17 protein-coding genes are annotated in these 15234 nt (G+C 68.9%); 7 read left to right on the top strand and 10 right to left on the bottom strand.

The features are described 5' to 3' along the window. Positions 1–94: 94 nt before the first annotated feature. On the bottom strand, positions 95–1066 hold the full coding sequence (locus ASE28_RS30630) for a ketopantoate reductase family protein (protein ID WP_057269753.1): 972 nt from the start codon (positions 1064–1066) through the stop codon (positions 95–97). A gap of 182 nt (positions 1067–1248) precedes the next feature. Here ASE28_RS30630 and ASE28_RS30625 point away from each other — a divergent pair, with 182 nt between their 5' ends. From ASE28_RS30625 to ASE28_RS30610, 4 genes are all read left to right on the top strand, one after another. Next, positions 1249–1779 (top strand): MarR family winged helix-turn-helix transcriptional regulator, encoded by a 531-nt coding sequence (locus ASE28_RS30625; protein ID WP_057269752.1) that lies wholly within the window; start codon positions 1249–1251, stop codon positions 1777–1779. A gap of 42 nt (positions 1780–1821) precedes the next feature. Next, on the top strand, positions 1822–3294 hold the full coding sequence (locus ASE28_RS30620; RefSeq protein WP_057269751.1) for an efflux transporter outer membrane subunit: 1473 nt from the start codon (positions 1822–1824) through the stop codon (positions 3292–3294). A 63-nt stretch (positions 3295–3357) separates the two neighbouring features. Beyond that, the gene (locus tag ASE28_RS30615) at positions 3358–4668 is read left to right on the top strand and encodes an HlyD family efflux transporter periplasmic adaptor subunit (RefSeq protein ID WP_057269750.1); all 1311 of its coding nucleotides are present in this window, start codon (positions 3358–3360) and stop codon (positions 4666–4668) included. Positions 4669–4680: 12 nt separating this feature from the next. Continuing rightward, entirely contained in the window at positions 4681–6312 is a 1632-nt protein-coding gene (locus ASE28_RS30610) for a DHA2 family efflux MFS transporter permease subunit (protein WP_255357698.1), read from the top strand. A 71-nt stretch (positions 6313–6383) separates the two neighbouring features. On the opposite strand, the gene ASE28_RS30605 is transcribed toward ASE28_RS30610, so the two are convergent. The 5 genes from ASE28_RS30605 to ASE28_RS30585 form a co-directional block, all read right to left on the bottom strand. Further along, positions 6384–6899, bottom strand: coding sequence for a MarR family winged helix-turn-helix transcriptional regulator (locus ASE28_RS30605; protein WP_057203731.1), 516 nt, complete (start codon positions 6897–6899; stop codon positions 6384–6386). A 94-nt stretch (positions 6900–6993) separates the two neighbouring features. After that, entirely contained in the window at positions 6994–7629 is a 636-nt protein-coding gene (gene maiA, locus ASE28_RS30600) for a maleylacetoacetate isomerase (RefSeq protein WP_057203863.1), read from the bottom strand. A gap of 14 nt (positions 7630–7643) precedes the next feature. After that, positions 7644–8348: a fumarylacetoacetate hydrolase family protein gene (locus tag ASE28_RS30595; protein WP_057203732.1), complete on the bottom strand. Its 705-nt coding sequence runs from the start codon at positions 8346–8348 to the stop codon at positions 7644–7646. Between the two features lie 38 nt (positions 8349–8386). Beyond that, entirely contained in the window at positions 8387–9424 is a 1038-nt protein-coding gene (locus ASE28_RS30590) for a cupin domain-containing protein (protein ID WP_057269749.1), read from the bottom strand. Positions 9425–9445: 21 nt separating this feature from the next. After that, positions 9446–10657: a 3-hydroxybenzoate 6-monooxygenase gene (locus ASE28_RS30585; protein ID WP_057269748.1), complete on the bottom strand. Its 1212-nt coding sequence runs from the start codon at positions 10655–10657 to the stop codon at positions 9446–9448. A 262-nt stretch (positions 10658–10919) separates the two neighbouring features. Here ASE28_RS30585 and ASE28_RS30580 point away from each other — a divergent pair, with 262 nt between their 5' ends. Further along, entirely contained in the window at positions 10920–11864 is a 945-nt protein-coding gene (locus ASE28_RS30580; RefSeq protein ID WP_082608322.1) for a tripartite tricarboxylate transporter substrate binding protein, read from the top strand. 123 nt (positions 11865–11987) lie between these two features. After that, positions 11988–12146: a DUF3309 family protein gene (locus ASE28_RS31735; RefSeq protein ID WP_007856361.1), complete on the top strand. Its 159-nt coding sequence runs from the start codon at positions 11988–11990 to the stop codon at positions 12144–12146. A gap of 90 nt (positions 12147–12236) precedes the next feature. Here ASE28_RS31735 and ASE28_RS30575 read toward each other — a convergent pair whose 3' ends face one another. The 4 genes from ASE28_RS30575 to ASE28_RS30560 form a co-directional block, all read right to left on the bottom strand. Then, positions 12237–12794 (bottom strand): hypothetical protein, encoded by a 558-nt coding sequence (locus ASE28_RS30575; RefSeq protein WP_057203735.1) that lies wholly within the window; start codon positions 12792–12794, stop codon positions 12237–12239. Between the two features lie 152 nt (positions 12795–12946). After that, positions 12947–13324 carry a PH domain-containing protein gene (locus ASE28_RS30570; protein WP_057203736.1) on the bottom strand — a complete coding sequence of 126 codons (378 nt, stop codon included), beginning with the start codon at positions 13322–13324 and terminating at the stop codon, positions 12947–12949. A 40-nt stretch (positions 13325–13364) separates the two neighbouring features. Further along, positions 13365–13817, bottom strand: a complete 453-nt coding sequence (locus tag ASE28_RS30565; protein ID WP_057269747.1) for a YiiD C-terminal domain-containing protein — start codon at positions 13815–13817, stop codon at positions 13365–13367. After that, positions 13814–14350, bottom strand: a complete 537-nt coding sequence (locus ASE28_RS30560; protein WP_057269746.1) for an NUDIX hydrolase — start codon at positions 14348–14350, stop codon at positions 13814–13816. The genes ASE28_RS30565 and ASE28_RS30560 overlap by 4 nt, the downstream gene beginning before the upstream one ends. Before the next feature lie 86 nt (positions 14351–14436). Between ASE28_RS30560 and ASE28_RS30555 the strand changes: the two genes are divergently transcribed. After that, positions 14437–15234, top strand: coding sequence for an inositol monophosphatase (locus tag ASE28_RS30555; RefSeq protein ID WP_057269745.1), 798 nt, complete (start codon positions 14437–14439; stop codon positions 15232–15234).

Raw genomic sequence — 15234 nt, 5'->3', positions numbered from 1 at the left:
AAATAGATTTCTTCTACACCCTCTTGGCGGCCAAGAGAAAGTTACTGCGCCGCCGGGCGCACATCCCGGCTCCCGCACTCAGCACAGGCAAGCGTCAACCACCACCGAAAGCCGATCCAGAACCACCCCGCCCTTCCGCCAGCTTCACCAGCACCTGCAGCGCGCGGTTCAGCGGAGTGGGCACGCCCAGGGCCGCGCCACGGCGCACCACATAGCCGTTGAGGTGGTCTATCTCGCTGGGCTTGCCGCGCGCCAGGTCCTGCGCGGTGGACGAATACTGGCCCGGCATGGTGGCCGCGATGCCGCGCACGGCGGCCTGTATGTCCCCAGGGATGGTGACGCCGTCGGCCTTCGCCACAGCCAGGCATTCGGCCACGGTGTCGGCGATCACATCCGTCACGCCCGGCACCTGCACAAGGGGGCCATAGGGCTGCTGCGACAGTGCCGACAGCGCGTTGTAGGCGCAGTTGAGCACCAGCTTGGCCCACAGCGCGCCGCGCACGTTGTCCGAGATCTGCGTGGGAATGCCGGCGGCGGCGAACTGTGCCGCCACCGCCTCGCTGCGCGGCGAGGGCGCAATCACCAGCTCACCCCGGCCATGGTGCTGCACATGCCCGGGCCCGGCCATGGCGGTGGCCACGTAGACCACGGCAGCCGCCACGGGTGTGCTGGCGTCCAGCACGGCGCGCACGCGCTCGTCGTTGTCCGCCCCGTTCTGCAGCGTGAGCACCAGCGCACCGGGCGCGAGGAAGGGGCGGATCTGGCGCGCCGCGTCTTCAGAATCCGAGGATTTGACGCAGAACAGCACCACGTCGGCGCCCTGCACGGCACTGGCCTCGGTGCTGGCCCGCATGGGCACCTGCACGTCGAGCACCGCGGTCTGCAGGCGCAAGCCCCGCTGCTGCACGGCCTGCACATGGGCCTCACGGCCAATGAGGGTCACAGGGTGGCCGGCGCGGGACAGCAGCGCGCCGTAGTAGCAGCCCACCGCCCCGGCGCCCATGACGGCGATGCGCAACAACGAAGAAGGGTCCGCAGGCGCGATGGGGGAAGCAGTGGTGGTCATGAACGATTCGGGGATACCCGCAGGACTGCCGACATGGCCCGCCCACTATATCGGGCAGTGCACCCGCCCCTGCGAAGCCACGCCGACAACCCCCAGCGACACTGGTAATAACCCCTAGTTACAGCTCGGGAATTAATTGATTGCAATGACAATCATTGTCTAGTCAATTAAATTCCTATCCCATGACAACCAGCTCCGCACCCGCTTCGTCCACCCCTTTCTACGGCAAGAGCCACAGCCCTGCCGAGGAAAGCGTGGGCTACCTGATGCGCAAGGTGATGTCGTCCATCCGCACGCAGGCGGACGCGCAGCTGTCCACCCACGACCTCACCTTCGCGCAGTGGCTGCCGCTGTTCAAGATCTCCAAATGCCAGGCCATGACGGGCCAGGCCGCGGCCACGGTGGCCGTGATGGCCCGCGAGCTGGAGACGGACGCAGCCTCGATGACGCGCACGCTGGACCGCCTGGAAGCCAAGGGCCTGGTGCTGCGCGAACGCTCGACCACCGACCGGCGCGTGGTGCACGTGGTGCTCACGCCCGAAGGCGAGGCCGTCGCCGCCAAGGTGCCCCCTGTGCTCGCCGAAGTGCTCAACAACCACCTGCGCGGTTTCACCCGCGATGAATGGCAGCAGCTGCTCAGCATGCTGCGCCGCATGCTGGCCAACGGCGATGCCGTGCGCCAGGAACAACAACAGCAGCCACCGGCCGCCTGACCCGGCCGCCCCGCCCCCGTATCCCCCCAAGAGATAGCAGACATGTCCTCATCCACCACCCCCCTGTCCACCCGTGCCGCTATGGCGGCCCATTTCGCCGTGTCGGCCGTCGCGCTGGCGGCCGCCCTCTTCCTGGTCGGCTGCGCCAGCCCCGGCGCAGCGCACACGCCACTGGCCCAGACCACGCCGGCCGCGCTGGGTCTGAATGCGTCGGCCACCGAGTCGGCCGCCCCCTCGCAATGGTGGACCACCCTCGGTGATGCGCAGCTCAACGCCCTGGTCGACAAGGCCCTGCAGGGCAGCCCCAGCCTGGCCGTGAGCCGCGCCCGGCTGGAGCAGGCCGTGGCGCTGAGCCAGGTGCGCGAAGCCGCCAACGGCCCGCAGGTGAACCTGGGCGTGGATGCCACGCGCCAGCGCTACACGGCCCACGGCCTGGTGCCCGCCCCGGTGGCCGGCAACACCTACAACAGCGGCACGGTGCAGGCCAGCTTCAGCTGGTCGCCCGACTTCTTTGGCCAGCACGCGGCCGAGCTGGAAGCGGCCCTGGGCCAGGCCCGCGCCGCCCAGGCCGATGCCGCCGCTGCCGCCAACACCCTGGCCGCCCAAGTGGGCCGCAGCTATGTGGCCCTGGCCCGCCTGGTGTCGCAGCGCGAGGTGGCCGTGCGGGCCCTTGCGCAGCGTGAAGAGCAGCGCCGCCTGACCAACGACCGCGTGGCCGCAGGCCTCGATAGCCAGGTCGAGCTGACCCAGGCCCAGGCCGCCGTGCCCGATGCGCGCACCCAGATCGAGGCCCTGGAAGAGCAGATCACCCTGGCGCGCCGCCAGGTCGCCGTGCTCAGCGGCCAGGCGCCCGATGCGCTGACTTCGCTGACCCCGCAACTGGCCGCCCTGCAGCCCACGGCCGTGCCCGACGCGCTGGGTGCCGACCTGCTGGGCCGCCGCCCCGACGTGGTGGCTGCGCGCTGGCGTGTGGAAGCCGCCACCCAGGGCGTGAAGGTCGCGCGCACGGAGTTCTACCCCAACATCAATATCGCCGCCTTCATCGGCCTGAACTCGCTGGGGCTGGACAATCTGTTCAACGCAGGCTCGCGCCAGATGGGCGTGACGCCCGCGCTGCGCCTGCCGATCTTCGACGGTGGCCGGCTGCGCGCCCAACTGGGCGGCCGCCAGGCCGAGCTCGACGCTGCCATAGCCCAGTACAACGGCATGGTGCTCGACGCCGTGAAGGAAGCCGGCGACGCCATGGCTTCCGTGCAGTCGCTCACGCGCCAGCAGGCGCTGCAGGACGAGGCCGCCGCCAGCGCCGAAAAGGCCTACCGCTTCGCACAGGAGCGCTACCGCGCGGGCCTGGGCAACTACCTGGTGGTGCTCTCCACAGAAAGCCAGGTGCTGGCCCAGCGCCGCCTGGCCGTGGACCTGCGCGCACGCCAGCTCGACACCCGCCTGCAGCTGATGAAGGCCCTGGGCGGCGGCTGGACGGACGACACTGCCACGCTGCAGACCGCCGCGCGCTGACCGCCAGCACCCCGACGCATACAAAACCATACACAACAAGCACATTCCCGAAGGACCCTTGCCATGAGCGAACCCCTTGCCTCCAACAAAGAAGCCACCAACCCCGCGCGCCGCCGCGGCCTGACCCTGATCGCCGCCGCCGTGGCCATTGCCGCCATCGGCTGGGGCGCGTGGCACTGGGCCAATGGCCGCCACATGGAGACCACCGACAACGCCTACGTCGCGGGCAACGTGGTGCAGATCACGCCGCAGGTCGGTGGCACCGTGGTCTCCATCGGTGCGGACGACACCGACTACGTGAAGGCCGGCCAGTTGCTGGTCAAGCTCGACCCCGCCGACGCCCGCGTCGCGCTGGAGCAGGCCGAGGCCCAACTGGCGCAGACGGTGCGCGAAGTGCGCACGCTGTTCGCCAATAACTCCACCCTGAAGGCCCAGGTCAGCCTGCGCAGCGCCGACCTGGCCCGCGCCCAGGCCGATGCCGCGCGCCTGCAGGACGACGTGGCCCGCCGGGCCCCGCTGATGGCCAGCGGCGCCGTGGGCAAGGAAGAGTTCCAGCACGCCAATGCCCAGGTGACCTCTGCCAAGAGCACGGTGGCAGCGGCCCAGGCCGCCGTGGTGGCAGCGCAGGAGCAGTTGGCCGCCAGCCAGACCCAGACCGAAGGCACCTCCATCGAGCAGCACCCCAACGTGCAGCGCGCCTCGGCCCGCGTGCGCGAGGCCTACCTGGCCGTGCAGCGCGCCCAGTTGCTCGCACCGCTCGACGGCCATGTCGCCAAGCGCGGCGTGCAGGTGGGCCAGCGTGTGCAGGCCGGCGCCCCGCTGATGACGCTGGTGGCGCTGAACGACCTGTGGGTGGACGCCAACTTCAAGGAAAGCCAGCTGCAGAACCTGCGCATCGGCCAGCCCGCCGAGCTGGTGGCCGACGTGTACGGCACCAAGGTGGTCTACCACGGCAAGGTCACGGGCCTGGGTGCCGGCACCGGCGCCGCGTTTGCCCTGCTGCCCGCGCAGAACGCCACAGGCAACTGGATCAAGGTGGTGCAGCGCGTGCCCGTGCGCATTGCGCTGGACCCCAAGGAAGTCAGTGAACACGCCTTGCGCGTGGGCCTGTCGATGGACGTGAAGGTGGACACCGCCGACCAGAGCGGCAAGACCCTGTCGGACACGCAGCGCACGACGCCCGTGGCCGCCACTGCCGTGTTCGACGAGCAGTTCAAGGCCGCTGACGACGAGGTGGCAAACATCATCGCCGCCAACCTGGGCCGCAAGGCCGTGGCCGTGGCCTCACCCAAGGTGACCCAGGCACAGGCCAGCAGCGCAGCGCAGGCACAGAACCACGCTTCGGCGCCCGTGCGTGCCCCTGTGGTGCAGTAAGCCGGAGTCCGCATGACTGCCGCCAACCCCACCGCAGACCAGGCCGGCGCCTCGGCGCCGCCTGCTGTGACGACGCCGCCAGCCGCCCCGCCCGGGCCGCCTGCGGCGTATCCACCGCTGCAGGGCACGGCCCTGCTGCTGGGCACGCTGTCGCTGTCGCTGGCCACGTTCATGAACGTGCTCGATTCGTCCATCGCCAACGTCTCCATCCCCGCCATTGCCGGCGACCTGGGCGTGAGCCCGGGCCAGGGCACCTGGGTCATCACCAGCTTCGGCGTGGCCAACGCCATCTCGGTGCCGCTCACGGGCTGGCTCACGCAGCGCTTTGGCGCGGTGCGGCTGTTCACCATGAGCGTGCTGCTGTTTGTGCTGACCTCCTGGCTGTGCGGCTTTGCCTCGTCGCTGGAGATGCTGGTCTTCTTCCGCGTGCTGCAGGGCCTGGTCGCCGGGCCCATGATCCCGCTGTCGCAGACCCTGCTGCTGGCCAGCTACCCGCGCGCCCTGGCGGGCACGGCGCTGGCCCTTTGGGGCGTGACCACGCTGGTCGCGCCCGTGGTGGGGCCGCTCTTGGGCGGGTGGATCACCGACAACATCTCCTGGCCGTGGATCTTCTACATCAACGTGCCGGTGGGGCTGCTGGCCGGCCTGCTGACCTGGGGCATCTACCGCAAGCGCGAAACGCCGATCCGCAAGCTGCCTATCGACACCGTGGGCCTGTCCCTGCTGGTGCTGTGGGTGGGCGCGCTGCAGCTCATGCTCGACAAGGGCAAGGAGCTCGACTGGTTCGCCTCCAACGAGATCATCCTGATGGCGGTGGTGGCCGTGGTGGCGTTCGCGGTGTTCCTGGTCTGGGAGCTCACCGACAAGCACCCGGTGGTGGACCTCAAGCTCTTCAAGGGCCGCAACTTCACCTTCGGGGCGCTGGCGCTGTCGGTGGCCTACGCGCTGTTCTTCGGCAACGTGGTGCTGCTGCCGCTGTGGCTGCAGCAGTGGATGGGCTACACCGCCACCTCGGCCGGCATGGCGCTGGCGCCGGTGGGCGTCTTCGCCATCCTGCTCACGCCGCTGGTGGGCAAGAAGGTGGGCCAGTGGGATCCGCGGCGCATGGCGACGGGCGCGTTCATCGTGTTCGGCATCGTGCTGTGGATGCGCTCGCAGTTCACCGTGCAGACCGACTTCGTGCACATCCTGATCCCCACCCTGCTGCAGGGCGCGGCCATGGCGTTCTTCTTCATCCCGCTGACCACGCTGACGCTGTCGGGCCTGCCGCCCGAACGCATCCCGGCCGCTGCGGGCCTGAGCAACTTCGTGCGCATCACCGCCGGGGCGATGGGCACGTCCATCGCCACCACGCTGTGGGAGAGCCGGGCCGCCATGCACCATGCCCACCTGACCGAGGGCCTGATCCAGGGCCAGGGCGTGTTCGGCGCCACGCTGGACAACCTGATGGCGTCTGGCATGACGCAGTTGCAGGCACTGGCGCAGGTGAACCGGCTGATCGACCAGCAGGCCTTCACCCGCGCGGCAGACGACATCTTCCTCGGATCGGCCGGCCTGTTCGTGCTGCTGATCGGGCTGATCTGGCTGACCAAGCGGCCATCGCAAGGGGGCGCCGCCTCGGCCGACGCCGCAGGGGCCCACTGACACCGGGACTCCGGACCGCATGCATGACAAGGTGGCGCAGCCCTCGGGCTCGCCACCTTTTTCATTCCTGGTCAGCCCTTGCTGGCCTTGGCTCGGGTGCGCGAGGCGGGCAGCTCGGGCGTGCTGGTGACGCTGGGCGCCCGGCTGAGCACGTTGTTGGCGTTGACCAGGGTCTTGAGCATGGCCATGAAGAGCTCGCCCTGCTCGGGCGGCAGGGGGGCCAGCATGCGCTTCTGGGCGCGGCGCATACCGGGCTCCACCTGGCGCAGCAGGTCTTCGCCGTCGGGCGTGAGCATCAGCAGGCGCACACGCCGGTCGCCCGGGCTGCTGTTGCGCACCATCCAGCCGCGCGCCTCGAGCCGGTCGATCACGCTGCCGATGGTCGAGGTGTCAAAGCCGATGCGGCCAGCCAGCCGGCGCTGGTCCAGGCCCGGTTCGCGCTGCACGGCCGCCAGCGCGGCGAACTGCACGGGGGTGATGCCCACTTCCTGCGTCTCTTCGAGGAAGATGGCCACCGCGATCTGCTGCAACCGGCGGATGTAGTGGCCGGGCAGTTCTTCAAGCGCTGGGGAATGGGATGAGGACATGGGCAGACAAGCGAGCAGGCGGGCGGTGGTGGACAGCAGGCAGCGGCAATCCGTGAGGCCGCAGTCTATCGGAAGCCGCTGCCGGGCCGGGCACTCACGCGCCCGCCTGGGCCGCAGGCGCTGCGAGCCGGAAGGCAGGCAAGGCAGCGCAGGCCGCGTCTACCGCGCTGATGAGCGGCCAGCGCGCCAGATCGACCTGGAAGCGGCGCGCGCTTTCGACCTGGGGCAACAGGTACACATCGGCCAGCGTGGGCGCATGCCCGAAGCTGAAGGCGCCGCGCCCGGTATCGCGCGCCAGCAGCGCCTCATAGGCGTCGAAGCCCGCGCCTATCCAGGTGGCGCACCAGGCATTCACCGCTACCTCGTCGCAGCCCAATTGGTGGCGCAAATACTCCAGGATGCGGCGGTTGTTGACCGGGTGGATATCGCAGCCTACCAGTGCGGCCAGGGCGCGCACGTGGGCGCGGGCATCGGCGCCCGCCGGCAGCAGCGGCGGCTCGGGGTAGCGCTCCTCCAGCCATTCGATGATGGCGGGCGACTGGATGAAAGTCTGCCCGTCATGCTGCAGCGCGGGCACCAGCCTCTGCGGGTTGATGGCGCGGTAAGCGTCACCCAGGTGCTCTTCCTGGCGCAGGTCCACGGGAATGTGTTCGACTTCGAGGCCCTTGAGGTGCAGCGCGATGCGCAGCCGGTGCGAGGTGCCGCTGCGAAAGAAGTGGTGCAGCTTCATGCCGGTAGCGCCGCTCATTCCGCGGGGCCCACGGCCAGCGTGATGGAGCCCACGCCCTCGACATGGCCCTCGATGCGGTCGCCCGGCACGACCGCGCCGACACCCTCGGGCGTGCCGGTGTAGACCAGATCGCCCGGCTGCAGGTGGTAGAACTGCGACAGGTCGGCAAGGAGCTCGCGGATGTTCCAGATGAGCTGGTCGACGTCGGACTGCTGGCGCACCTGGCCGTTGACGCTGAGCGCAATGGCCCCACGCTCGATCACCACGCCGGGCAGGGGCACGACCTCGGAGGCGATGGAGGACTGCTCCACATCCTTGCCCAGGTCCCACGGCCGGCCCTTGTCGCGCGCCACGAGCTGCAGGTCGCGCCGCGTCATGTCCAGCCCGCAGGCATAGCCGTAGATGTGGGTGTGCGCCTGCTCCGGCGCAATGCGAAAGCCCGCCGTCCCGATGGCTACCACCAGTTCCATCTCGTAGTGGTAGCTCTCGGTGCCCGGCGGATAGGCCACGGTGGCGCCGGATTCGACCACCGTGGACGGCGACTTGGTGAAGTAGAACGGCCGCTCCTGCGACTTGTCCACGGGGCGGCCCATCTCGACCGCGTGGGCGTGGTAGTTGCGGCCCACGAAGAACAGGCGGTTCACGGGCAGGCGCGCGGCCTGGCCGCGCACGGGCAGGGATACGGTGGCGGGAGGGGTCCAGAGGTAGGTGGTGGACATGCAGGGCTTTCAAAAAGACAAAAGGAATGGCGCAGCGATCAGCCACGGTTCTCGAACACGCCCAGCTTGCGGTGCAGCGGGCTTTCGTCGGCGATGAAGAAAAAGGCCGGCTGGTCGGCCGAGCGGTTGGCCAGCGTGACGGCGGTGTAGCCCGGGGCGCAGCAGGTGTCGGCCTCGGCCAGCGCAAAGCACTGCTCCTGCACCTGCACGTCGGCCGCGCCCTCGATCAGGTGGAACACCATGGCCGGCGAGCGCGCGGGCAGGCGCAGCGTCTGGCCCGGGCGCAGCATCTGGGCGTAGAAGCCGAGGATGTTCTGGGCATCGGCGCCGGTCTCGGGGTTCACGTAGGTGATCTGCACCGACGCGAGCGCGGGCTGGTCAGCCGCCAGCGATTGCAGCGCCGCCCGGGCCTGGGCCCACGGGTAGCGCAGCATCGGGTAGGCGCGCTGCGTGCGCCCGAACACTGGCGTGGGCACGATGCCGCCGCGTGCGTAGGCACCATCGCCCGCAGCCTGGGTGATGGCCTGGCGCGGCCCATCCACGTGGTACGAGGCCTCCAGGTAGTGCACCAGCGGCAGGTCCAGCACGTCGAGCCAGACCACGGGTGCGGTGCCCTCGTGGGCGTGTTCGTGCCACAGGCCGGTGGGCGTGAGGATCAGGTCGCCGCGCTCCATGGGACAGCGCTCGCCGTCCACCGTGGTGCAGGCGCCCTCGCCTTCCACCACCATGCGCACGGCATTCGGTGTGTGGCGGTGCGCGGGCGCCCACTCGCCGGGCAGCAGCAGCTGCATGCCCAAGTACATGGCGGCGCTGGCCTGCATGCTGTCCGGCCCGTGGCCGGGGTTGGCCAGCACCAGCACCCGGCGCTCGGCCTTCTCGATGGGCGTGAGCTCGCCCGCCCGCATCAGCAGAGGCCGCAGCGCCGCATAGGGCCAGTGCGTGGCCAGGGTGCGCGGCCGCGGCTGGCCCGGCGGCAGCATGGCGCGCAGGTTGGGCCACAGGGGCACGAGGTTCGATTGCGCGAGTTCATCGCGGTAGTCCTGGGGCAGGTCTTCTAGGCGTCCTAGTTCTTGCATGGTGTTGTGTCTCCTCAAGGTTCAGTGCGCGGCCAGGCAATTGCCCACGTTCCAGCCATACAGCCATTCCATGGCGTCGTAGAAGCGCTCGGGGCTGCGCCCGCGCCACAGGTCGTTGCGCACCAGGCGCTCCACGCCCTTGGCGTGGTAGATGCGCCCCATCTCGCGGCCCGAGAGCACGATGCGCGCGGTGCGTGCCACGCGAGAGCGCTGGTACAGGTCGAGCGCAGCGTCCCAGTCGTTGCCGTGCACGCGCAGGGCCTCGCCCAGGGTCACGGCGTCTTCCAGCGCCATGCAGGCGCCCTGCGCCATGTACTGCGTGGTAGGGTGGGCCGCGTCGCCGAGCAGCGTGGTGCGGCCATGCGTCCAGCGGGCGATCGGCTCGCGGTCGGCGGTGGCCCAGCGCTTCCAGCTCCTGGGCAGGTCGATCAGCTGCCGGGCGCGGGGGCAGATGTCCTGGAAGTAGCTCTGCACTTCCTCGCGGCTGCCTTCGGTCACCCCCCACTCCTCCTTCTCGCGGCTGTGGAAGGTAACGACCACGTTGTACTGCTCGCCGCCGCGCAGCGGGTAGTGCACCAGGTGGCAGTGCGGCCCCACCCAGATGCTGGCGGCATTCCAGCGCAGGTCCTCGGGGAACTCCTCGCGCTCCACCACGGCGCGGTAGACCACGTGGCCGGTCACGCGGGCCGGGTCGCCCACGTACTGCTGACGCACCACGGACTTCACGCCGTCGGCACCGATCAGTGCCACCCCGCGCCAGGCCTTGCCATGCTGGTCGATGGCGGTGACACCGCCTGCATCCTGCTCGACGCGCTCGATGCGGGTGTGCGTCTGAAAGGTGACGCGCCCCGTGGCCAACGCACCCTCCAGCAGGCAGTTGTGCGCATCCACGCGGTGGACTACTGCATAGGGGTTGCCGAAGCGGGCACGGAACGCCTCGCCCGTGGGGATGCGGCCCACCTGGTACTCGTCCAGCGCGTCGTGCATCACCATGCAGTCGGTGAACACCGAGCGGCTGCGCGCCTGCTCCCCCACGCCCAGGGCATCGAAGGCATGAAAGGCATTGGGCCCCAGCTGCATGCCGGCGCCGATCTCGCCGATGGCCGGCGACTGCTCCAGCACCTGCACGGCAAAGCCCTGCCGCACCAAAGCCAGGGCCGCGGCCAGCCCGCCAATGCCACCGCCCGCCACCAGCACGGGAAGGCCCGCGGCGCGCTCATCTGTCTGCTCCATTGCTCACCTCTTGAATGAATTTAATCAGCATGCTGATGATTAGTGTAGCAATTACGATGGCATGAACGCAAGCTGCCGTCGGTCATTTTTGCCGTCAAAAGCGCAGCAAGGGTTTTCACCGAGCGCATCCGCCATTCACCGGACCTATGATTTTCATCAGCATACTGTCAATCAGCCATCAGACGATCCATCACACCTCCAGGAGACACCCGTGAACCAGACCACCAGACGCCCATTGCTCGTTTCGCTTGCCTGCGCGGGCATGTTGATGGGCGCTGCGGGCACCAGCCATGCCCAGGGCAGCGACTTTCCGAGCAAGCCGGTCACGCTCTACACCGCCTTTGCCGTGGGCAGCGGGCCCGATGCCGTGCTGCGGCTGGTGGCGCACAAGCTGTCAACCCAGTGGAAGCAGACCGTGACGGTGGACAACCGCCCCGGCGGCGGCGGCTTCATCGCCATGGATGCTGCCAAGCGCGGCGCAGACGACGGGTACACGCTGCTGCAGCTCGACAGCGAGCATCTGGCCGCCGTGCCGCACCTGTACAAGAAGCGCAACGTCGACACCCTCAAGACCTTCGACCCGGTGGCGCCGCTGTTCCGCACCCCGTTCATGGTGGCGGTGCCGGCGCAGTCGCCCTGGAAGAACATGACCGACCTGCTGAACGACGCCAAGACGAAGTCCGGCGAGCTCAGCTATGGATCGTGGGGCGTGGGCAGCCCGGGCCACCTGGGCGGCGAGTGGCTCGAATCCCTCACCGGCGTGCGCATGACCCATGTGCCCTACAAGGAGGTGAGCCAGCTGTACACCAACGTGGCCACCGGCGAGGTGGCCTGGAGCTTTGCCAGCATTCCGTCAAGCCAGGGGGTCTACAAGGCGGGCAAGATCAAATACCTGGCGGTGGCAGCGCCCAGGCGCATCCCGCAGTTGCCCGACGTGCCCACCGTGGCCGAGGCCGGCGGCCCGGCCCAGCTCGATGTGAACTCCTTCGTGGTACTGGTAGCCCCCAAGGGCGTGCCCGCCGCCGTGCGGCGCAAGATCCACGCGGACGTGCTCACCGCACTGGCCGACCCCGAAGTGCGCGAGCGCTTCAACACCTTCGCCTTCGAGCCGCTGGCCTGGTCGGTGGAGGACATCGGCCGCAACGCTGCGGCCAAATCGGTCCAGTACGAGCAGTTGATCACCAAGGCCGGGATCACGCTCGACTGACGCCAGGGCCCGCACCTCCCACACGCTGCGTCGGAAAAGCCTGACATGGGGGCGCGCCCGCCGCCTGCGATCCGGCGCAAGGGGTGATCGAACAATGCAGTCACCACAACAAAAGGAACTGCCATGTCGCTCTCCCTCATTCTCCTGATCGTCCTGATCCTCATCCTCGTCGGCGCGCTGCCCACCTGGGGCCACAGCCGTTCGTGGGGCTATGGACCCAGCGGCGGCATCGGTCTGGTGGTGCTGATCCTGGTGATCCTGCTGCTCATGGGCAGGATATAAACCTGCGGCGGCCTGCTGAAGGCCCAAAGCAAAAAGCGTGGCACGGCCACGCTTTTTTGCTTTCTGGATGCGCCCGATGGGTGCAGGCGGTCAGGCCGCCTTGCGCAGCTGCGCGTTGGCAAACGCCGTGGTGAGCTGTGCCAGTTCGGTCTGGTTCACCACGCCGTTGGCATTGCCATGGCGGTCCACCAGTTGCAGCAGTGACTGCGACAGCTCGCTGCCGCCGTTGGTGCCCGAGGTGGCGGCAATGCCCTTGAGGAATTCGTCGCGCGAGATGGCGCCGTCCTGGTTGGCGTCGAAGCCAGCGGCCAGTTGCTCTTTTTGCGCATCGCTGGCGCCAAAGCTGGCGAGCAGTTCCTGGAAATCCTTCTTGGACACCGCGCGGTCTGCCTGCGATGCCGTCAGCGCCGTGCCCGCATCGGCAGCCGCGTGTGTGCCCAGCGGGCCGTCGAGCTTGCCCGACGCCATCAGGATGCCCTTGCCGGCAAAGCCGGTCAGGGCCTCGGCCTCCTTGCTCAGGGTGACCACGGCCGATGGCTCGGCAGCAGCCGGCTGGCTGGTGCGCGAAGAGGCCGCTGATTTGCTGCCCGAGGCGGCGTTGTAGAGAAAGGATGCGACGGACGCGAGGCCGGAAATGAGGGGGGACATGGCCACTGGACTCCTGTGCCGGGATTGGCTGCCGGTGCTTTCCGGCAAAGCACCAGGGCAGACCATCGCCCGGTGGTCCAGCATATGCGGCAAGCGCCTCCTGCAATGGGCAGAAAAGCGGCGCTGCACAGCCGCTTTTCCGGGCCATGCCCCTACTTCAGCACGTAGCTGGCGAGCACGCTCTGCACGTCGTAGATGCTGAGCTTCTTGTTGAACTGCTTCTGGAACGGCGTGGCGCTGCCCGAGATCCAGATCTTGAGCTCGGCATCGAGGTCGAAGGTGCCACCGGTCTCGATGCTGAAGTGGGTGATGCTTTTGTAAGGCAGCGAGTGGTATTCGACCTTGCTGCCGGTGATGCCCTGCTTGTCCACCAGGACCAGGCGCTTGTTGGTGAAGACGAAGTAGTCGCGAATCAGCTGGTAGGCATGCTCCACGACCTCGCCCGGCATCAGGATGCGGGCGAACTCTTCCTGAATCTTGGATGCATCGATCTTGGATGCATTGCCCATCACGCCGTCCAGCAGTCCCATGGTGGTCTCCCTTGCAGTTGGTCGACGCATGGTAGCGGGACTACCGATACCCCTGCCCGAAGGCCACGAATTCGCCGGTGAGCCGCCCGGCTGCCTGCCCCTGGTACATCAGCACCGACGCCTGCTTGATGCGGCCCAGGCCCTTGCGCTCGAACACGCGCACGAAGGCGCGCCAGGCCTGCTCGGTGGGCGCCTCGGCCACGGCCGTGAACGTCCCGTCGATGGGCAGCCCGTACTCCATGGTGTTGCGCTGGATCACCAGCCGGCTGCCCAGGTTCTGTGCCGAGAGCTTCATGTGCAGCATGGACCACGCGGCCAGGATGGCCACGGCCGATGCGCTGCCGCCGAACACGGTCTCGCGGTGGTTGATGTTGGGTGCCAGCGGCGCGCTGAGCACCACGCGCTCGAGCGATGCCTCCACCACGGACACGGCCATCGCGCTGGACAGGGGAATGTGCTGGTGCAGGTAGTCCTGCAGGTCGTTGGGGCTCATGCGGGGGCTTTCGAGGGGGATGGCGAAGGGGCCGGCAGCACCCCTGGGGGCAGCGGGTCGCGGTAGACGATGTGCAGCACCTGCGCGGTGTCGCGCGCCAGGGCATCGCACAGGAAGGGTGGGCGCAGGTCGATCCGCGCCAGTTCGGCGCGCTCGAACCAGGCGAACTCCAGCCTGCGCAGGCCCTCCACACCTTCATAGGGGCCGTCGGACTGGTCCAGCAGGCCCTGCGGCGCGGGGTGCACATGCAGGTACAAGCCGGTCTCGTGGTACGCCACGCCGGCATAGAGAAAGAAGTTCTCGACCACGCAAGCCAGCGCGCCGGGCACCACCGCCAGGCCGAGTTCTTCCTGCATTTCGCGCACCAGGGCCTCGCTGGCACTCTCGCCAGGCTCGATGCCGCCGCCGGGCAGGGCCCAGAACGCATCGCCTTCGGCGCGGTGCAGCAGCACCTTCCCGGGACGCGTGATGATGGCGGCGGCACGTGGGCGCACGCGGGGCGGGGTAGGCGTTTGGGCCACAGGCAAGGTCATGGAGGCCGATCCTATCGCGCCAGGCATTCCGGCGCAGGGGGTAGTAGCATCGCCCTGCCCTGCTTCACCCGCCCCGCTGCTGCCCCATGATCGACCAAGTCACCGAACTCCTGCGCCAGACGGCGGCGCAGGCCATCCTGCCCCGCTACCAGGCCCTGCGCGCGCAGGACATCGTGGAGAAGTCCCCCGGCGAGCTGGTGACTGCGGCGGATCGGGAGGCAGAGGCATTGATCACGGCCGGGTTGACGGCCCTGTTGCCCGGGTCGGTGGTACTGGGCGAGGAAGCGGTGAGCGCGCAGGCGCAGTTGCGCGAGCGCCTTGCCCACGACGGCGACCTGTGGCTGGTAGACCCGCTCGACGGCACGGCCAATTTCGTCGCGGGCCAGCCCTGCTTTGCCGTGATGGTGGCCCTGGTGCGGCGCGGCGAGACCGTGGCCGCCTGGATGCTGGACCCGCTGGCGGACCGGATGCATACCGCAGAGCGCGGCAGCGGGGCCTGGACCGACGGCGTGCGTGCGCACACCTCCCACGCAGCGCCCGGCGAAGAGGCCCTGCGCGGTGCCGTTTTCACGCGGTTTCTGCCGCAGGACCTGCGCACGCGCACCGAGGCACGCGCCGGGCGCATCGCCCAGGTACTGCCCGGGCTGCGCTGTGCAGGCCACGAGTACCCTGCCATCGCTGCGGGCCAGCAGCACTTCGCGCTGTTCTGGCGCGCCGAGTCCTGGGACCATGCACCAGGCGCCCTGTTCCTGACCGAGGCCGGCGGGCAGGTGGCGCGTCTGGATGGAACGGGCTACACCCCGGTGGACGTGCGGCCGGGCCTGCTGGCCGCACAGAATCCGGACACCTGGGATGCCGTGTACCGGGCGCTGCTCGCGCCATAG

It is taken from the genome of Acidovorax sp. Root219, assembly GCF_001428665.1.
Classification (GTDB): domain Bacteria; phylum Pseudomonadota; class Gammaproteobacteria; order Burkholderiales; family Burkholderiaceae_C; genus Acidovorax.
This window is presented reverse-complemented; position numbering and strand designations above follow the sequence as displayed.